This is a genomic window from Reyranella sp. (genome assembly GCF_965227665.1).
Lineage (GTDB): Bacteria > Pseudomonadota > Alphaproteobacteria > Reyranellales > Reyranellaceae > Reyranella.
The window spans coordinates 1,113,010-1,131,542 of sequence record NZ_OZ245767.1 but is presented as its reverse complement, the minus strand read 5'-3'; the positions used below and the strand labels follow the sequence as shown (position 1 = coordinate 1,131,542).

At 66.3% G+C, this 18,533-nt stretch carries 18 protein-coding genes; 13 read left to right on the top strand and 5 right to left on the bottom strand.

What is annotated here, in order from left to right:
* The first annotated feature begins 65 nt into the window (after positions 1 to 65).
* From ACO07I_RS05480 to phnY, 3 genes are read left to right on the top strand one after another with little or no spacing between them, the layout of a single operon-like run.
* The gene (locus ACO07I_RS05480; protein ID WP_422015112.1) at positions 66 to 1,217 is read left to right on the top strand and encodes a 2-aminoethylphosphonate--pyruvate transaminase; all 1,152 of its coding nucleotides are present in this window, start codon (positions 66 to 68) and stop codon (positions 1,215 to 1,217) included.
* Positions 1,218 to 1,227: 10 nt separating this feature from the next.
* Positions 1,228 to 2,484, top strand: coding sequence for a phosphonoacetate hydrolase (gene phnA / locus ACO07I_RS05475; RefSeq protein ID WP_422015111.1), 1,257 nt, complete (start codon positions 1,228 to 1,230; stop codon positions 2,482 to 2,484).
* Positions 2,485 to 2,493: 9 nt separating this feature from the next.
* Positions 2,494 to 3,960 carry a phosphonoacetaldehyde dehydrogenase gene (gene phnY / locus ACO07I_RS05470; protein WP_422015109.1) on the top strand — a complete coding sequence of 489 codons (1,467 nt, stop codon included), beginning with the start codon at positions 2,494 to 2,496 and terminating at the stop codon, positions 3,958 to 3,960.
* 9 nt (positions 3,961 to 3,969) lie between these two features.
* On the opposite strand, the gene ACO07I_RS05465 is transcribed toward phnY, so the two are convergent.
* Together ACO07I_RS05465 and ACO07I_RS05460 are read right to left on the bottom strand one after the other, a co-directional pair.
* A complete protein-coding gene (locus ACO07I_RS05465; RefSeq protein WP_422015107.1) occupies positions 3,970 to 4,899 on the bottom strand; it encodes a DUF2950 domain-containing protein in 930 nt (309 codons plus the stop codon).
* Complete coding sequence (locus ACO07I_RS05460) at positions 4,896 to 6,143, bottom strand: DUF3300 domain-containing protein (RefSeq protein WP_422015105.1); 1,248 nt, start codon at positions 6,141 to 6,143, stop codon at positions 4,896 to 4,898. Before ACO07I_RS05460 ends, ACO07I_RS05465 begins: the two co-directional genes overlap by 4 nt.
* Before the next feature lie 210 nt (positions 6,144 to 6,353).
* Here ACO07I_RS05460 and ACO07I_RS05455 point away from each other — a divergent pair, with 210 nt between their 5' ends.
* Together ACO07I_RS05455 and ACO07I_RS05450 are read left to right on the top strand one after the other, a co-directional pair.
* Positions 6,354 to 7,178 (top strand): isocitrate lyase/PEP mutase family protein, encoded by an 825-nt coding sequence (locus ACO07I_RS05455; RefSeq protein ID WP_422015103.1) that lies wholly within the window; start codon positions 6,354 to 6,356, stop codon positions 7,176 to 7,178.
* Positions 7,179 to 7,187: 9 nt separating this feature from the next.
* Positions 7,188 to 7,817 carry a hypothetical protein gene (locus ACO07I_RS05450; protein WP_422015101.1) on the top strand — a complete coding sequence of 210 codons (630 nt, stop codon included), beginning with the start codon at positions 7,188 to 7,190 and terminating at the stop codon, positions 7,815 to 7,817.
* A 3-nt stretch (positions 7,818 to 7,820) separates the two neighbouring features.
* Here ACO07I_RS05450 and ACO07I_RS05445 read toward each other — a convergent pair whose 3' ends face one another.
* A complete protein-coding gene (locus ACO07I_RS05445) occupies positions 7,821 to 8,201 on the bottom strand; it encodes a rhodanese-like domain-containing protein (protein ID WP_422015099.1) in 381 nt (126 codons plus the stop codon).
* Between the two features lie 115 nt (positions 8,202 to 8,316).
* On the opposite strand from ACO07I_RS05445, the gene ACO07I_RS05440 reads away from it, so the two are divergent.
* Positions 8,317 to 8,688, top strand: a complete 372-nt coding sequence (locus ACO07I_RS05440; RefSeq protein WP_422015097.1) for a RidA family protein — start codon at positions 8,317 to 8,319, stop codon at positions 8,686 to 8,688.
* Positions 8,689 to 8,752: 64 nt separating this feature from the next.
* Positions 8,753 to 10,237: a flavin-containing monooxygenase gene (locus tag ACO07I_RS05435; protein ID WP_422015095.1), complete on the top strand. Its 1,485-nt coding sequence runs from the start codon at positions 8,753 to 8,755 to the stop codon at positions 10,235 to 10,237.
* A 4-nt stretch (positions 10,238 to 10,241) separates the two neighbouring features.
* Here the strand turns inward: ACO07I_RS05435 and ACO07I_RS05430 are convergent, their stop codons facing one another.
* Both ACO07I_RS05430 and ACO07I_RS05425 read right to left on the bottom strand, forming a co-directional pair.
* Positions 10,242 to 10,412, bottom strand: coding sequence for a hypothetical protein (locus ACO07I_RS05430; protein ID WP_422015093.1), 171 nt, complete (start codon positions 10,410 to 10,412; stop codon positions 10,242 to 10,244).
* Entirely contained in the window at positions 10,358 to 11,014 is a 657-nt protein-coding gene (locus ACO07I_RS05425; RefSeq protein ID WP_422015091.1) for a hydratase, read from the bottom strand. The genes ACO07I_RS05430 and ACO07I_RS05425 overlap by 55 nt, the downstream gene beginning before the upstream one ends.
* A gap of 39 nt (positions 11,015 to 11,053) precedes the next feature.
* Here ACO07I_RS05425 and ACO07I_RS05420 point away from each other — a divergent pair, with 39 nt between their 5' ends.
* The 6 genes from ACO07I_RS05420 to ACO07I_RS05395 all read left to right on the top strand — a co-directional run bounded on the left by ACO07I_RS05420 (position 11,054) and on the right by ACO07I_RS05395 (position 18,517).
* A complete protein-coding gene (locus ACO07I_RS05420; RefSeq protein WP_422018165.1) occupies positions 11,054 to 11,872 on the top strand; it encodes an isocitrate lyase/PEP mutase family protein in 819 nt (272 codons plus the stop codon).
* A 314-nt stretch (positions 11,873 to 12,186) separates the two neighbouring features.
* On the top strand, positions 12,187 to 13,233 hold the full coding sequence (locus ACO07I_RS05415; RefSeq protein WP_422015089.1) for a putative 2-aminoethylphosphonate ABC transporter substrate-binding protein: 1,047 nt from the start codon (positions 12,187 to 12,189) through the stop codon (positions 13,231 to 13,233).
* An 8-nt stretch (positions 13,234 to 13,241) separates the two neighbouring features.
* A complete protein-coding gene (locus ACO07I_RS05410; RefSeq protein ID WP_422015087.1) occupies positions 13,242 to 14,309 on the top strand; it encodes a putative 2-aminoethylphosphonate ABC transporter ATP-binding protein in 1,068 nt (355 codons plus the stop codon).
* A gap of 64 nt (positions 14,310 to 14,373) precedes the next feature.
* Positions 14,374 to 16,011 carry a putative 2-aminoethylphosphonate ABC transporter permease subunit gene (locus ACO07I_RS05405; protein ID WP_422018163.1) on the top strand — a complete coding sequence of 546 codons (1,638 nt, stop codon included), beginning with the start codon at positions 14,374 to 14,376 and terminating at the stop codon, positions 16,009 to 16,011.
* The gene (locus tag ACO07I_RS05400) at positions 16,008 to 17,150 is read left to right on the top strand and encodes an NAD(P)/FAD-dependent oxidoreductase (RefSeq protein WP_422015085.1); all 1,143 of its coding nucleotides are present in this window, start codon (positions 16,008 to 16,010) and stop codon (positions 17,148 to 17,150) included. The genes ACO07I_RS05405 and ACO07I_RS05400 overlap by 4 nt, the downstream gene beginning before the upstream one ends.
* A gap of 29 nt (positions 17,151 to 17,179) precedes the next feature.
* Positions 17,180 to 18,517 carry an aspartate aminotransferase family protein gene (locus ACO07I_RS05395; protein WP_422015083.1) on the top strand — a complete coding sequence of 446 codons (1,338 nt, stop codon included), beginning with the start codon at positions 17,180 to 17,182 and terminating at the stop codon, positions 18,515 to 18,517.
* Positions 18,518 to 18,533 lie beyond the last annotated feature (16 nt).

Sequence of the window (18,533 nt, the reverse complement as noted above, 5' to 3'; positions counted from 1 at the left end):
AACCGATAGTTAACATATGGATTATATACTGGACGGATAGAAACGGCGAGACGATCATCCGCGCCATGACCACCAAGCCAGCTGCTTCCGAAACCGGCGATCCGCTCCTGCTGACGCCCGGCCCGCTCACCACCTCGGCCAGCGTGAAGCAGGCCATGGTCCACGACTGGGGCTCGCGCGATCAGGGCTTCATTGCCATCAACAAGATGGTGCTGGAGAAGATCGTCGAGCTGGCCGGTGGCCAGGGCACGCACGTCACCGTGCCGGTGCAGGGTTCCGGCACCTTCGCCGTCGAGGCGATGATCACCAGCTTCGTGCCGAAGTCGGGCAAGCTGCTCGTCGTCATCAACGGGGCCTATGGCCAGAGGGCGAAGAAGATCGCCGAGATCGCCGGCCGCGCGGTCGCGACCTACGAGACGCCGGAGGACACGCCTCCCGATCTCGCCCGGCTCGATAATATGCTGGCCGACGACACGGCGATCACCCACGTCTTCGCCGTCCATTGCGAGACCACGTCGGGCATCCTCAACCCGATCGCGGAGATCGCCGCGCTGGTGAAGAAGCAGGGTCGCCGCCTGCTGGTCGATTCGATGTCGGCCTTCGGCGCGATCGAGATCGACGCGCGCACCGTCCATTACGACGCGCTGGCGGCCTCCTCGAACAAGTGCCTAGAAGGCGTCCCCGGCCTCGGCTTCGTCGTCTGCCGCAACGGCGCCCTCGCCGAATGCAAAGGCAACGCGACCACGCTGGTGCTCGACTTGTTCGACCAGGCCGAGGGCTTCGCCAAGACCGGCCAGTACCGTTTCACGCCGCCGATCCACGTGATCGTGGCACTGGGCAAGGCGATCGAGGAGCACGCGGCCGAAGGCGGCGTGGCGGGGCGCGGCAAGCGCTACCGCGAGAATGCCAAGGTCCTGATCGACGGCATGCGCGCGATGGGCTTCCAGACGCTGCTGCCGAACGACCTGCAGGCGCCGATCATCATCACCTTCCACATGCCGACCGATCCGAAGTTCGTCTTCCAGCGCTTCTATGACGGGCTCAAGGACCGCGGCTATGTGATCTATCCGGGCAAGCTCACCGTGGCGGATTCGTTCCGCATGGGCTGCATCGGCCGGCTCTATCCCGACCACATGCGCGGCGCCCTGGCGGCGGTCCGCGAGGTGCTGGACGAGATGCGGGTCACCAACGGCGGCCCGGCACTGGCCGCAGAGTAGGGAACAGGACATGGCACCCGACAGCATCAACGTCAGCGGCGGCGACATTTCGGTCAACGGCCGCACCTATCGCCTGCCGCGTCAGCCCGTCGTCGTGGTCTGCGTCGACGGCTCGGAGCCCGGCTATATCGAGCGCGCCGTCGAGGCCGGCCAGGCCCCGTGGTTTGCCAAGGTGCTGAAAGAGGGCACCAACCTGATCGGCGAGTGCGTGGTGCCGAGCTTCACCAACCCGAACAATCTGTCGATCGTCACCGGCCGTCCGCCGGCGGTCCACGGCATCTGCGGCAACTACTTCCTCGATCCCGACACGGGTAAGGAAGTGATGATGAACGACCCGAAGTTCCTGCGGGTCGAGACGCTGTTCCCGGCCTTCCAGCGCGCCGGCTGCCGCATCGCCGTCGTCACCGCCAAGGACAAGCTGCGCGGCCTGCTGGGCAAGGGGCTCGAACTGGGCGTCGGCAAGGCCTGCTCCTTCTCGTCGGAGAAGTCGGACAAGGCAACGCTCGCCGACAATGGCATCGACCATGTGAACGAGCTGGTGGGCATGGGCGTGCCGGACGTCTACAGCGCCGGCCTCTCGGAGTTCGTGTTCGCGGCCGGCGTCAAGCTGATGGAGCGCGACCGGCCGGAGATCATGTATCTGTCGACCACCGATTACATCCAGCACAAGCATGCACCCGGCACGCCGGTCGCCAATGCCTTCTACGCCATGATGGACGGTTACCTGGCCAAGCTCGACGCCCTGGGCTGCACCATCGTCGTCACCGCCGACCATGGCATGAACGCCAAGTTCGGCAGCGACGGCCAGCCGGACGTGATCTACCTGCAGGACGTGTTCGACGGCTGGGTGGGCAAGGACAAGGCCCGCGTCATCCTGCCGATCACCGATCCCTATGTCGTGCATCACGGCGCGCTGGGTTCCTTCGCGGTGGTTTATTGCGAGAACGCGGGGGAATGGGCCGCCAGGCTGAAGGCGATGCCGGGCATCGAGGCGGCGCTCACCAAGGAAGAGGCGGCGGCCAGCTTCGAGCTGCCGGCCGATCGACTGGGCGATCTCATCGTCGTGTCGACCCAGCACAAGGTGCTGGGCACCTCGGCCTCGCGGCACGATCTCTCGGGTCTCACCGAGCCGCTGCGCAGCCATGGCGGCGTGTCCGAGCAGCGGGTGCCGCTGCTCTGTAACCGCAAGCTCGCGAACGGTGACACCGGTGCGCATCGTTGGCGCAACTTCGACGCCTTCGACCTCGCCCTCAACCTCGTCGCCTGAGAGAGTTCCATGGACACCATCACAAGTTCGAGCGAACGGGCGGGCTCCGACGTGCGGCACGAATATCTCCGCATCGCCGGCAGGAAGGTCGAGACCAAGGCGCGGCTCGAAGTGCGCTTCCCCTGGGACAACCGCCTGGTCGGCACCGTGCCGCGCGCCACGCCCGAACTGGTGGCCGAGGCCTTCCAGATCGCCCACGACTACAAGCCCAAGCTGACGCGCTATCAGCGCCAGCAGATCCTGCTCAAGACCGCGGACCTGCTCGTCTCGCGCAAGGAAGAGCTGTCGCGGCTGATCACACTGGAGTCGGGCCTCTGCCTGAAGGACTCGCTCTACGAGGTCGGTCGCGCCTACGACGTCTTCACCTTCGCCGGCCAGCTCTGCATGCTGGACGACGGCCAGACCTTCTCCTGCGATCTCACCCCGCACGGCAAGTCGCGCAAGATCTTCACCCTGCGCCAGCCGCTGAATGCGATTTCGGCGATCACGCCATTCAACCATCCGCTCAACATGGTGGCGCACAAGCTGGCGCCGGCCTTCGCGACCAACAACTGCGTCGTGCTGAAGCCGACCGAGCTGACGCCGCTCACGGCGCTGTTCCTCGCCGACACGCTCTACGAAGCCGGCCTGCCGCCCGAGATGCTGTCGGTCATCACCGGCAATCCGTCCGACATCGGCGACGCGATGATCGTCGATCCGCGCGCCGACCTCGTGACCTTCACGGGCTCCGTCCGGGTCGGCAAGTACATCGCCGAGAAGGCGGGCTACAAGCGCATCGTGCTGGAGCTGGGCGGCAACGATCCGCTGATCGTCATGGAGGATGCCGACCTCGACAAGGCGGCCGAACTGGCCGTCGCCGGAGCCACCAAGAATTCCGGTCAGCGCTGCACCGCCGTGAAGCGCATCCTGGTCGTCGACAAGGTGGCCGACGCCTTCGTCGAGCGCGTGCTGGCCAAGGCGAAGAAGTTGAAGGCGGGCGACCCGCTCGATCCCGAGACCGACGTTGGCACCGTGATCCATGAACGCGCCGCCACCCTGTTCCAGAACCGGGTGAGCGAAGCGGTGGCGAAGCACGGCGCAAAGCTGCTGCACGGCAACGACCGCCAGGGCGCGCTCTTCCCGCCGACCGTCGTCGATCATGTCGACCCGCAGGCCGAACTGGTGCGCGAGGAGACGTTCGGTCCGGCGATCCCGATCATCCGCGTGAAGGACATCGCCCACGCCATCCAGGTCTCCAACGGCACGGCCTACGGCCTGTCGTCGGGCGTCTGCACGGATCGTCTCGACTACATCACGAAGTTCGTCGACGAGCTGCAGGTCGGGACGGTGAACGTCTGGGAAGTGCCGGGCTACCGCATCGAGATGTCGCCGTTCGGCGGCATCAAGGATTCGGGCCTCGGCTACAAGGAAGGCGTGCTCGAGGCGATGAAGAGCTTCACCAACGTAAAGACCTGGTCGCTGCCCTGGCCGGGCTAGCGCCCGCCGTCACGGCGGGGTCATGTCGGCCTTGTCCCAGTTCTTGTCCGGATTGTAGACCGTGATCGCGGCGGCCTTGGCCGCCGTGTCGGGGCCGAGATCCTGCTCGTAGACGATGCCGTCCTGGTTGACCATGAAGGTCATCACCCCGGTGTCGCCGTAGCGGATCGGCCAGGCGAGGATGGCGAAGCCGCCGATCATGCGGTCCTTGACCAGATAGTCGTACGCGCCGCCCGGCGCATCGGGGCCCTGGGCATAGAGCAGGCGGAAGCGGTAGCCGTAGTAGCCGTCCTCGATGCCGCCCTGGCCCTGGGCCTGAGCCGTCGCGAGGGCAGGGCCGATGGGGCTCTCCGGCTCGCCGGGGGCTGCATCCCAATAGAGCCCGTCCTTCCGGCCGGGCGAGCTGAGCAGCCGCCGCGCATAGACGGGGACGCCGACCTTCATCGGGTCGAGCGCCGCGTATTCATGCTCGGCATCGACCAGCGCCAGCAGGCTCTGGATGACCGAAAGCTCGTTGCGGCCGATGCGGCGCGCGGTGATCTCTTGGCGGCCGGCCTCGGTGTCGAAGCGCCAATGGTCGCCGTCCTTGACGATGGGAATAGGGCCGGTCCAACCGGTGGTGCCGGCTTCGATCGTGGCCTTGTTGCCGTCGACGACGACCTTGTGGCGGGCGTCCCAGGCTTCGAGGAACTTTTCGCGCAGACGCTCCTCGTCTTCCGGGCGCCCGAGCACGATGTCTCGCCAGCCGCTGCCGAGGATCGCGCCTACGGCCTTGCTGTCGTCGCGCCGGATGGCGTCGGTGAGCGCGTCGGCGGCGGCCTCGGGCGTTGCGAAGCCCTGAGGCTTCGGGGATTGAGCCTGGACACAAGTCGCAGCCGCAGCGAACCCCGCCACCAGGACGAGGGAAAGAAACACCTTTCGGAACATCGACACGCTCATTGCCGTCCTCCGCCGCGATTGCCGCCGCCCGCACGGGCGCCGCCACCTCCGGCTCCGCCGCCTCCGCCGGCGCGTGCGCCGCCCCCGCCGGACGAATGAGTAGCTGCCCGTGACTGCTGCGCCCGGCCGCGGGCCGCCTCGCGATTGACCTGCTGTCCGTTGTTGGTGCCGCGGATGGCCCCACCGCCGCGCGGCGCGCCGGCATGATTCTGGAAGTTGGGATGCTGGCCGCCGGCCGCGCGATTGGTGACGTTGGGCCGCTGTGCCGGGCCGGGGCCGGCCGGGCGGTTCGGCAGGTTGGGGCGGGCATTGGCCTGCGGCCTGGGTTGGGTTTCGAGCCGGCCGCGAAACTCCTGGCGCTGCTCGGCGCCGGGCCGTGTCTGGTTGAAGCGCTGGCGCGTCGCAGGATCGCGATAGGCCACGCCCTTGCGGTGGATGGGCTCGTGCTGCCAGCGGCCGTTGTTGATGTTGTTGACGTTGAAGTTGCGGTCGATGTTGACGGCGCGATTGACGTTCACGTTGACGTAGCTGTTGCCGCGGCCCCAGTTCCAGCCACCGAAGATCGCACCCGCGGCGGCGATGCCGACCCCGAACATCAGGCCGCGCAGCAGCGCGGAGCCATAGCCGTAGCCCGGGGGCGGCGGATAGTAGGTCGGCGGATAGGCCGGATAGGGCCAGGTGCCGTAGACGGTGTTGGGATTGTAGGCCGGGACGTAGATCACTTCCGGGTTGGCCGGGGCGATGACGATCGTGCGGTCGCTGCCCGATCCCTGCGATGAAACCGTCTGTTCCTTGCTGCTCTGGAGATTGCCGGCATCGGCCGCCCGGGCGCGCAGGCGCTGGATCGAATCGGCGACATCCTGTTGCTGGGCGATCATCGCGTCGCCGATCTTCTGCATCCAGTCGAGATTGTCGCTGAGCTGGCTGAGGACCTGCGGGAAGGCGATCAGTGATTTGACGCTGACGTCCCAGCTCTTGTCGTTGACGGCCGCGACCGCGGCGTCGCCCTTCAGGCCAGGATTGGCTTTCGACCAGCGAGCGGCCTCCACGACCTCCAGCGGGTAGCTCGCGGCCATCAAGGTCTGCGCCAGCAGCGCGTCGGGATAGAGCGCGATCGGTGCCAGGATCTGGTCGAGTTGTTCGGGCGAGAATGGCTTGCCGCCCGCGTCTTGCGCCCATGCGGCTCGCCCGGCGCCGGCCGCGACCGTGGCGGCCAGTGCGATCATCAGGCTGCGACGCTGCATGATATTGTCCCCCCGCGACCGCTGAGGCGGTCGGTCATGATGCAATCTACCTTTTGGTCAGATCCAAGAACATCATGATTCATTTGCAGGCTGCTGCAATGCCCTCGGAAGGGTAAGGGACGAGAGGCCAGGTTGAAATAATCTTCATTGTCTTGCAGAGAGCGGGCGAGACAAACTCCGCCGGGTCATTCGAATGAGGGGAAGCGTTTCATGAGTGTCAGCCAGGCCGAGAAGGCCCGCAAGTTTCGGGCGCTCCACGAGTCGCCGGGCGCATTCGTCATCGCCAATCCATGGGACGCGGGCTCGGCCCGCATTCTGGCCGGGCTCGGCTTCGAGGCGCTGGCGAGCTCGAGCGGTGCCAAGGCGGGCGTACTGGGCAAGCGCGATGGCCGGGTGACGCGGGACGAGGCGCTGGCGAATGCGCGGCTGATCGTCAATGCCACCGACCTGCCGGTGGCGGCCGATCTCGAGAAGGGCTTCGGAGATGCGCCGAACGATGCGGCCGAGACGATCCGGCAGGCGGCGGGCGTCGGCTTGGTCGGCGGCTCGATCGAGGATGCGACCGGCAATCCGGACCAGCCGCTTTTCGACATCGAAACCGCGGCGACCCGCATCAAGGCGGCGGTCGACGCGGCGCGTTCGCTGCCTGTACCGTTCATCCTGACGGCGCGCGCCGAAGGATTCCTGCGCGGCAAGCCGGATCTCGCCGACGTGATCAAGCGCCTGCAGGCCTACGAGGCGGCGGGCGCCGATGTCCTGTTCGCGCCCGGCCTGCCCGATCTGGCGGCGGTCAAGAAAGTCTGCGGCGCGCTGCGCAAGCCCTTCAATTTCATGGTCGGCATCAAGGGCAAGTCCTTCAGCAAGGCTGAGTTGGAGGCTGCCGGCGTCAAGCGCATCAGCCTCGCCACCTCGCTCTATCGCGCTGCCATGACGGGGCTGATCGATGCCGCCACCGAGGTCAAGGAGAAGGGAACCTTCACCTATCTCGACCGCGCGATCCCGACGGCCGACCTCAACGCGTTCATGAAGGAGTAGAGTTCCGAGATGCTGACCGAAGACGAGATGAAGCGCATCGCGGCCGAGGAGCGCTATCGCCATTCGATTCGCAAATCCCTCGAAGAGGAATCTGCAAGCCCCGCGGCCGAACCGCCGCCGCCCCCTCCGCCGCCGGGTTTCGGATCCAAGCTCTACGAATTCCTGAACAGCTCTGTGGGCATGTGGCTCTTGTCTTCGGTCGTCCTCACCGGTGGTGCTGCCTTCCTGCAGCAGGTTCAGCACCAGCATGAGGTCGACCAGAAGAACCGGGCGGACCTGATCAGCCATCGCTTCGAGATCGAACACCGGCTCGACGGCATGAACTTCCTGCTGCGCCGCGCCGTCACCGTCGGGGACGCGAAAGCGGCCCTGAGCGGGGTGTTCAAGAGTGCCATCCCGGTCACGCCCGAACTTCAGAACCGCAGCCTCGCCTCGCTCTATCTCTCGGTCTATCCGTTGCTCGCCGGCACGGAGAAGGAGAAGACCAACAAGGCCTACAATCTCGTGAAGGAACTGGAAGACGTCGAGCTGCTGCTGCAGCCATTGCCCGACAACAAGCCGCTCGACGACGCACAGCGCAACCAGATCGCCAAGCTGATGACGGCGATCCAGCAGCTCAAGTTCGACGATGGAAGGTAGGCGTCAGGCCTTGTCGACGGCACCGCCGCTGTCGACCCAGTCCTTGAAGGCACCGAGGTTGAAGACGTTGGCGTAGCCGAAGTCCTTCAGCACCTTGCCGCTGAGGGCCGAGCGGCCGCCGGAGGCGCAGTAGACGATCACCGTCTTGGCCTTGTCGAAAGCCTTGTCGTGGGCGGGTGACTCAGGGTCGGCACGGAATTCCAGCATGCCGCGGGAAACGTGAACGGCGCCCGCCACCTTGCCGCTGTTGGCGACTTCGGCCGCGTCGCGCACATCGACGACCAGCGTGTTGCCCTTGGCGATCATTTCCCGGGCCTCGGCCGGCGTGACCCGCGGCACGGCGGCATTGGCTGCTTCGATCATCTGCTTGACGTTCGTAGCCATGACAGTCTCCCTCGTGTTCGCGTGAGGGCCGAGCATAGCATGGCCGCGTCGAAGTCATTGGTCGGCGATGGCGTCGGCGGCATAGTGTCGACTGGTTCTTGAGGGGTATCGAAACATGAGTACCGGCGACATCACGCGCGTGCCCAATCCGAGGGTGCCGGCCAAGTCTTCAGTCGCCGTCTACCGCCTGCCGGGCGGCGGCGGCTTCCTGTGGGGCGTGGCGACCTCGCCCGACCGGACGCAGGACATCCGCGTCCAGACCCTGGGCGCGCTGGGCGTCATCGACGGCTACCTGAAGGACGCCGGCCTCGACCGGACGCGCATCGTGAAGGCCGAGATCGTCGTCACCGACCACGACAACAAGCCCGCCTTCGACGAGGCCTGGGCCACCTGGATGCCGGCCAACCACGGCCCCGTGCGCTCCTTCGTCCAGTCGGTCATGCCCGAAGGTGACCTGATCGAAATCATCATCACGGCGGCGCTCTAGGAGGGGGTGGGGCAAGCGGCAAAGGCGAGTTGCCAGTCCCATTTCTTTCCGCGATGAAGTCCGGATGGATACAATCGTCGCGCCCGCGCCGCAGAGTCGCACAGCAGCTGAACATTTCGACGTGCTGATCGTCGGAGCCGGGCTTTCGGGCATCGGCGCCGCCTGGCATCTGCAGAAGAACTGCCCGGGCAAGCGCTACGCGATCCTCGAGGGGCGCGCCGCGAGCGGCGGGACCTGGGACCTGTTCCGCTATCCCGGCGTGCGTTCGGACTCCGACATGTACACGCTGGGCTACCGCTTCCGGCCGTGGAAGGACGCCAAGGCCATTGCCGACGGTCCGTCGATCCTGAGCTACATCCGCGAGGTCGCGAGCGATCACGGCATCGACCGCCACATCCGCTACGACCATCGCGTGGTCGGGGCCTCGTGGTCGACGCCGGATGCCCGCTGGACGGTCGAGATCGATCGCGGGGGCGAGCGTGTTTTCATCTCCTGCGGCTTCCTGTGGATGTGCAGCGGCTATTACCGCTACGAGGCGGGCTACCTGCCGGAGTTCCCGGGCATCGACGGCTTCAAGGGCAGGGTGGTGCATCCGCAGCACTGGCCGCAGGATCTCGACTATGCCGGCAAGAAGGTCGTGGTGATCGGCAGCGGCGCCACGGCAGTCACGGTGGTGCCGTCGATGGCCGAGACCGCCGGTCACGTCACCATGTTGCAGCGCTCGCCGACCTACGTCGTGGCACGCCCGGCGCAGGACCCGTTCGCCAACAAGATGCGGCGCCGGCTGCCGCTCAAGCTCGCCTATATGGCGACACGCTGGAAGAACGTGCTGATGGGTATGTATTTCTACCAGATGTGCAAGCGCAAGCCGGAGAAGGTGAAGAGCCTGATCCTGGGCGGCGTGCGCCAGATGCTGGGGCCGGACTACGACGTCGCCACGCACTTCACGCCGAAATACAATCCCTGGGACCAGCGACTGTGCCTGGTGCCCGACGCCGACCTGTTCCGCGCCATTCGCAAGAAGAAGGCGTCGGTGGTCACCGACACGATCGAGACCTTCACCGAGACCGGCATCAAGCTGAAATCGGGCGCCGAGCTCGAGGCCGATGTGGTGGTGACGGCGACCGGCCTGGTCGTGCAACCGCTGGGCGGCGCGAAGCTGGTGGTCGACGGCAAGCCGGTGAAGCCGTCCGACACGATGATCTACAAGGGCATGATGTATTCCGACGTGCCCAATCTCGCGTCCGTCTTCGGCTACACCAACGCCTCGTGGACCCTGAAGGCCGACCTGGTCTGCGAGTATGTGTGCCGGCTGCTGAACTACATGGACCGCAAGGGTTTCAGGCAGGCGACGCCGCACAACAGCGACCCGACGCTCACCGAGGAGCCGTGGGTCAATTTCTCCTCCGGCTACATCCAGCGCGCGCTGCCGCACCAGCCCAAGCAGGGCAGCAAGCGGCCGTGGAAGCTCTACCAGAACTATGTGCTCGACCTGTTGACGCTCCGGCACGGCTCGTTGCGCGACAAGGCGATGGTGTTCACCAAGTAATATCTCAGGTGATGGAAACCTCGACGGAGCCGAACGGGCCGAAATCCGCCACGTAGGTTTCGCCGGGCTTGGGCGCCAGCATGCCGGTGAGGGTGCCGGTGCTGACCATCTGGCCTTCCTTCATGCCGACGCCGGTGCGCGACAGTTCGTTGGCGAGCCAGGTGAGGGAGACCATCGGATGGTCGAGCGCGGCGGCAGCCGTTCCCTTGCGCGCGGGCGGCCGTCGGATGAGAGCGTGACCTCCTGGCCTGCGATGTTGCCGTTGCGCCAGTCGTCGATGGCGGGGCCATAGACGATCGTTCCGGAGCCGGCGCCGTCGGCGAGGATCGCGGGAAGCGGCGGAAACGATGCGTCGTGGATGAAGCGGCACTCGGCCAGTTCCAGTCCGGGATGCAGGGAGGCGACCGCGTCGGTCACTTCCTCGACCGTGTAGGGCCTGGCGCGCGGCGGCAGATCGCGGCCGAGCTTCGCCTGGTATTCGACCTCGGGGATGGGGCTTGCCAGCGTTGCATGCGAGACGGTGTGCGGTGTCTCGGCCACGAAATAGACTCGGCCGTAGATCGGTGAATCCGTCCGCAGTGCCTGCTGCATCTCCTCCTTCATCGCCGCGATCTTCCAGCCCAACACCGGCCAGCCCAGATCCTCCGCGACCATGCCGGCGATCCGATAGGCCGTAGCCTTGTCCGGCGGCACGAGATGCGAGGCGAGGCCGCTCTGGCTGCGCTGCTCGCGACGGAGGGAGGCGAGAAGGCGGGCGAGTTCCCGTTGCGCGGTCATGTCCATGCGTGTTCCTTAGCAGAAACCGGAGGAGGCGAGATGCGCAGCCAGGCTGAAAAGGGACGGGTGTTTCGCGAACTGCACGAGCGGCCCGGCCTGCTGCTCCTGCCCAACCCGTGGGATGCGGGCACTGCCAAGCTGTTGCAGTCGCTGGGCTTCGAGGCGCTGGCTACGACGAGCCTGGGCATGTCGAATGCTCTGGGCCGCGTCGATGGCGACAATGCGGTGAGCCGGGACGAACTCCTGGAGAATTGCCGCGTGATCGCGAATGCCACCGACCTGCCGGTGAATGCCGATCTCGAGAACGGCTATGCCGACGATCCGAAGGAAGCGGCGACGATTCTGCGCGACGCGGCTGCGGTCGGCATCGTCGGCGGCTCGATCGAGGATTGGAGCGGCGAGCGGATTTACGACTTCAACCACGCCGTGGAGCGCGTGGCGGCGGGCGCCGAAATGGCGCGATCGCTGGACGTGCCCTTCACCTTCACCGCCCGGGCCGACAACCTGATCCGCGGCGTGAAAGACCTCGACGACACGATCCGGCGCCTGCAGGCCTTCGAGAAAGCCGGCGCCGACGTGCTCTATGCGCCGGGCCTCCACGATCTTGCGACGATGCGCAGCGTGGCGTCGGAGGTGGCCAAGCCGCTGAACGTCGTCATGAGCGCCGGGGATCCGGACCTGACGGCGGAGCAGATCGCTGCGACCGGCGTGAAGCGGATCAGCGTCGGTGGCGCCCTCTCGCGGCTTGCCCTGGCCGCCTTCATGAAGGGCGCGAACGAGATGAAGGCCGGCCGTTTCCAATGGATGCGGGAGACGATCCCGACCAGTGAGCTGAAGAAGGTATTTTCCCCGAAATGAAGCACAAGGCGAAGCCTGGCCCCGCTCTGGCGTGGCGCTTGCTAGGCTGGCGTTCCTGACCCGGCAAACGATCAACGTGATCGTTCGCAACCTGGTCCGGGCCCGGGTCATGGACGTAGAGGGGCGGCTCGACCGCCGGGCCGGGACGAGGAGCGGCGCGTCCGGCGATGGCTGGTGGAGGTCGGCATCAAATTGTCTGGGGAAGGTTGAGAAGGCCGCGTGCACGCGTTTACGGGAAGTGTAACATAATGGTCATGAACGGCCTGTAGCTGCAGACGTTCGACAGGGGTTGGAAGACTAAGGGGGACTAAGAAATGTTCGATCGGACCATCTTCAGGCGCGCCGCGCTGGCGGGTGCCGCCGCACTCGCCATGGCCGGCCTGGCGTCGCCGGCCTTCGCTCAGAAGACCAGGCTCACGGTCTACACCGCGCTGGAGAACGACCAACTCGACCCGTTCAAGAAGGCCTTCGAGGCCGACAATCCCACGATCGAGATCGCCTGGGTGCGCGATTCGACCGGCGTCGTCGCCGCCAAGCTGATGGCCGAGAAGGACAATCCGCGCGCCGACATCATCTGGGGCCTCGCCGCGTCCAACGTCGGCCTGATGGCCACGATGGGCATGCTCGAGCCCTATACGCCGGCCGGCTCGACCTCGTTGAACCCGATGTTCCTGAGCGGCAAGTCGCCCCAGACCTGGGTCGGCATGGACGCCTATCTCTCGCTGGTCTGCTTCAACACGGCCGAGGGCAAGAAGGCGAACAAGCCGGTCCCCACCAGCTGGGCCGACCTGATCAAGCCCGAGTACAAGGACTCCATCGTGATGCCGAACCCGGCCTCGTCGGGCACCGGCTACCTCACCATCGCCGCCTGGCTGCAGATCATGGGCGAGGAAGCGGGCTGGAAGTACATGGACGCGCTCCATCAGAACATCGCGCAGTACATCCACTCGGGCTCGGCGCCCTGCGTCCAGGCGGCCAAGGGCGAGCGCCTGATCGGCATCGGCCTCGACACCCGCGGCGCCTCGGAGAAGACCAAGGGCGCGCCGCTCGAACTGGTGATCCCGAAGGAAGGCCTGGGCTGGGAGCTCGAGGTCACCGCCATCGTTAAGGGCACCAAGAACCTCGAAGCGGCCAAGAAGCTCGCCGACTGGGCGGCCACCAAGAAGGCCAACGAGCTCTACGCCAAGACCTATCCGATCGTCGCCTATCCGGGCGTCGCCATCACGCCGCCGAACTATCCGCCGAACCTCGAGAAGGTGATGGTGAAGAACGACGTCGAGTGGATGGCCAAGAACCGCGACCGCATCCTGGCGGAGTGGACCAAGCGCTACGACGGCAAGTCCGCGCCCAAGGCCAAGTGACCGGTTAGGTGACGAACTACCTCGAGGTCCGCAACCTCTCCAAGCGGTTCGGTGACTTCTCGGCTCTCGGCGACGTCTCGCTCGACGTCGTCGAGGGCGAGTTCGTCTGCTTCCTCGGCCCCTCGGGCTGCGGGAAGACGACGCTCCTGCGGGCCATCGCCGGCCTCGATCCCCAGACCTCCGGCACGATTCGGCAGAAGGGGCGGGACGTCTCCGCGCTGCCGCCCGCGCAACGCGACTTCGGCATCGTCTTCCAGTCCTATGCGCTGTTTCCCAACCTGACCGTGGCCGACAATGTGGGCTACGGGCTGGTGAACCGGCGACAGAACAGGGGCGCAATCAAGAAGCGGGTTGCCGAGCTGCTGGCGCTGGTCGGTCTCCCCGATGCCGGCCCGAAATACCCCGCTCAGCTCTCGGGCGGCCAGCAGCAGAGGGTGGCGCTGGCGCGCGCGCTCGCGACCTCGCCCGGTCTGCTGCTGCTCGACGAGCCGCTGTCGGCCCTCGATGCCCGCGTCCGCCTGCGTCTGCGCCACGAGATCAAGGCGCTGCAGCGCACGCTCGGCGTCACCACCATCATGGTGACGCACGACCAGGAGGAGGCGCTGACCATGGCCGATCGCATCGTGGTCATGAACCACGGCGCCATCGAGCAGGTGGGCACGCCGCAGGAGATCTACCGCCGGCCCGCGACGGCCTTCGTGGCGGACTTCGTGGGGTCGATGAACTTCCTCGCCGGGACCCTGATGGCACCGGACAAGGTGCGCGTCGCCGGCGTCGATTTCGACTGTCCCGTCCAGGACGGGTTGGCGCCCGGCCAGAAGGTGAGCCTCTGCATCCGGCCCGAGGACGTGCGCGTGCGCGACCTGCCGGCCGACATTTCCAACCGGGTGCCGGTCGAGGTGGCGGAACTGGATTTCGTGGGTGCCTTCTGCCGGGCCACGCTGCGGGCGCGGGCGGCGGCGGATGTCGCCGTGACGGCCGACTTCTCCAGCAATCTGATCCGCGATCTCGGCGTCGATATCGGCACGAAGCTCGACATCGCCCTGCCGACCGACCGGCTCAGGGTCTTCGCGTGAGGGGAAGCTGCCCGTGAGCCTGGCGGTACCGGGACTGAAGGTCGGCCTGTCGCGCGACGACCTGATGATGCGCGGCGGCGTGCTCGTGCTGGCCGGCGTCCTGCTGGTCATGGTCGGCCTGCCGCTGTGGGCGCTGCTCGCCAAGGGCTTCGAGGACCGCGACGGCAAGTTCATCGGCCTCGCCAATTACGTTTCCTACTTTTCCACGCCGGCGCTGTTCCAGTCGGCGCTGAACAGCTTTCAGGTCGCGTCGATCACCACCGTGATCGTTGTGCCGCTGGCCTTCCTGTATGCCTATGCGCTGACGCGCACGGTGCTGCCGATGCGCTGGCTGTTCCAGGGCATCTCCCTGATCCCGATCTTCGCGCCGTCGCTGCTGCCGGGCATCGCGCTGATCTATCTGTTCGGCACGCAGGGCTTCTTCAAGGCGCTGCTGGGGGGCGGCTCGATCTACGGGATCGACGGCATCGTGATCGCGCAGGTCTTCTATTGCTTCCCGCACGCCACGCTGATCCTGACGACCGCGCTTGCGACGGCCGATGCCCGACTCTACGAAGCGGCCGACGTGCTGGGCACATCCAAGCGCCGCGTCTTCTTCACCGTGACGCTGCCCGGCGCGAAATACGGGCTGATCAGCGCCGCGCTGGTCGTCTTCACGCTGGTGATGACCGATTTCGGCATCGCCAAGGTGATCGGCGGCAACTTCAACGTGCTGGCGACCGACGTCTACAAGAAGGTGATCGGGCAGCAGGACTTCTCGATGGGGGCCGTGGTCGGCATGGTGCTGCTGGCGCCGGCGGCGCTCGCCTTCCTGGTCGACCGGCTGGTGCAGCGCAAGCAGGTGGCGCTGCTCACCGCGCGTGCGGTGCCGCTGGTGCCGCGGCCGAAGTTCGCGCGCGACCTCTTCTTCACCCTGTTCTGCCTGTTGGTGTCGGCAGCGATCCTCGCCATCCTGGGCATGGCGATCTGGGGCTCTCTGATCAAGTACTGGCCGTACAATCTCAGCCTCACGCTTGAGAATTACGAATTCGCCAAGTTCGACGCCAACGGCTGGGATTCCTACTGGAACTCGGTACGCATGGCGCTGGGTGCCGCTGTGTTCGGCACGGTGCTGATGTTCACCGGCGCCTGGCTCAATGAGAAGACACGCGGCTTCGGCATGATGCGCGGCGTCGTCCAGCTGCTGGCCTTCCTGCCGATGGCGGTGCCGGGCCTCGTCCTGGGCCTGGGCTACATCTTCTTCTTCAACGCGCCCAACAACCCGCTCAACTTCCTCTACGCAACCATGGGCATCCTGGTGCTGAACACGGTGGCGCACTTTTATACGGTGGGCCACCTCACGGCGACGACGGCGCTGAAGCAGATCGACCCGGAGTTCGAGGCGGTCTCGGCCTCGCTCAAGGTGCCGATCTGGAAGACGTTCGTGCGCGTGACGGCACCGATCTGCCTGCCGGCGATCCTCGACATCGCGATCTACCTGTTCGTGAACGCCATGACGACGGTGTCGTCGGTGATCTTCCTCTACGCGCCCGACACGAAGCTCGCCTCGGTAGCGGCCGTGAACATCGAGGAGGCGGGGACGACCGCAGCCGCGGCGGCGCTCTGCGTCGTGATCGTGCTCACCTCGGCCGCGGTCAAGGCCGCCCACCTGATCGCCGACCGCTTCCTCTTCGCCCGACTGCAGGTGTGGCGGCGGCGATGAAGTCGGATGTCGTGGTGATCGGCGGCGGGGCGATGGGGTCTTCCGTCGCCTATCACCTGAAGTCCGATCCGTCGTTCGGCGGAACCGTGACGGTGGTCGAGCGCGATCCGGCCTATACGCGCGCCTCGTCGGCGCTGTCGGCGAGTTCGATCCGGCAGCAATTCTCGACGCCGCTCAACATCCACCTGTCGCGCTTCGGGATCGGCTTCCTGCGGCGCGCGCGGGAGTTGCTCGGCGTCGATCTCGGTCTCAGGGAGCCGGGCTATCTGTTCCTCGCCAGCCCGGCCGGGGAGGCCGTGTTGCGCGCGAATCATGCCGTACAGAAGGGCGAGGGATGCGCGGTCGAACTGCTCGATCCGGCGGCCTTGAAGGCGCGCTTTCCCTGGATCTCGGAGGAAGGGCTGGCGCTGGCCTCGCATGGCACGGCGAACGAAGGCTGGTTCGACGGGCCGTCGCTGATGCAGGGCTTCCGGCGCACGGCGCGGGATCTCGGGGTGAGCTACCTTGCCGACGAGGTCGTCTCGTTCGATGCGGGCGGCGTCGATCTGAAGGAAGGCGGACGGCTGGAAGCGCATACCGTCGTGCTGGCGGCGGGCCCTTGGTCCGGCGAGGTGGCGGCGCGGTCCGGCATCGCCCTGCCGGTCGAGCCGCGGCGGCGCTCCGTGTTCGTCTTCGACGTGCGCGAGGCGCCGGGTGTGACGCCACTCACCATCGATCCGTCGGGCACCTGGTTCCGGCCGGAGGGCCGCTTCTATATCGCCGGCACCACGCCGGCCGAGGGTAACGACCCGCCGGGCGCGCCACTCGAGGTGCAGCACCAGGAGTGGGACGAGATGGTGTGGCCCACGCTGGCGGCGCGGGTGGCGGCCTTCGAGGCGGCCAAGGTCGTGAATTCCTGGGCGGGCTACTACGAGTACAACACGTTCGACCAGAACGGCGTCGTCGGGCGTCATCCCAGGATCGAGAACCTGATCTTCGCCACGGGCTTTTCAGGCCATGGCATCCAGCAGTCTCCGGCGGTGGGCCGCGCCGTCGCCGAACTGATCGTTCATGGGGACTATCGGACGCTCGATCTCAGTACTTTTGGTTATGACCGCATTGAATTGGGCCGGCCTATCCGGGAACTCAACGTCGTGTGATACTCGCGGCCTCATCCGAGGAGAGTGACGTGCCCGATCAAGCGCTGGTGAATTCCGATTTGCAGTCCGCCCTGACGGAGGCCAAGCAGGCCTATGTCGACCGCAATCCGAAGAGCTTCAGCCGTCACCAGGAAGCCTGCGTGGCCATGCCGGGCGGCAACACCCGCACCACGCTGCACAATGCGCCGTTCCCGCTCACGGTGGTGCGCGGCGCGGGCTGCAAGCTATGGGACGCGGACGGCCACGAATACATCGATGTGCTCGGCGAATATACCGCCGGCATCTACGGCCACTCCCATCCGGTGATCCGTAAGGCGATCGACAAGGCGCTCGACCATGGCTGGAACTTCGCTGGCCGCAACGAGAGCGAAGGCAAACTCGCCAAGCTCGTGGTCGACCGCATACCGTCGATCGACCTGGTGCGTTTCACCAACTCCGGCACCGAGGGCAACGTGATGGCCCTCGCCGGCGCGCGCGTCTTTGCCCAGCGCAAGGGCCGGACCAAGGCTACCAAGGTCATGGTGTTCCACGGCGGCTATCACGGTGGCGTGCTCTACTTCGTGAGCGGCGGTTCGCCGGTCAACATGCCCTACGAATATGTCGTGGCGCCGTACAACGACGTCGAAGGCACCCGAGCGCTGCTCGCCAAGCATGGCGAGGAGCTGTTCGCCGTTCTGCTCGAGCCGATGCAGGGCAGCGGCGGCTGCCTGCCCGGCAATCTCGACTTCCTGCAGATGGTCCGCAGCGAGACCAAGGCGCGCGGCATCACCATGATCTTCGACGAGGTCATGACCTCGCGGCTGTCGCCCGGCGGCCTGCAGGAGAAGACGGGCGTGATTCCCGACATGACGACGCTCGGAAAGTATATCGGCGGCGGCATGTCGTTCGGTGCCTTCGGCGGCCGGCGCGACATCATGGAGCTGTTCGATCCGACCAAGCCCGATTCGCTGCCGCATGCCGGCACGTTCAACAACAACGTGCTCACCATGGCCGCGGGCGTCGCGGGCTATGGCGAGGTCTACACGCCCGAGGCGGCCAAGGAGCTGAACGATCGCGGCGACAGGATCCGCGAGCGGTTGAACGCGATCTGCCGATCAGCGGGTGTCGAGTTTCAGTTCTCCGGCATCGGCTCGATGATGACGGCGCATGCCACGACTCGGCCGATCAAGAGCGCGGCCGACCTCGCGTCGAGCAACCAGGACGCCAAGGAACTGTTCTATTTCGACATGGTGGCCGCCGGCATCTGGATTGCCCGGCGTGGCTTCGTGGCGCTGAACGTCATGATCGGCGACGCCGAGGGCGACCGCTTCGTGGCGGCCGTGGAAGAGTTCGTTTCGGCGCGAAAGGCCCTTTTGCAGCCGTCGTAACGGCTTACACTGGGGG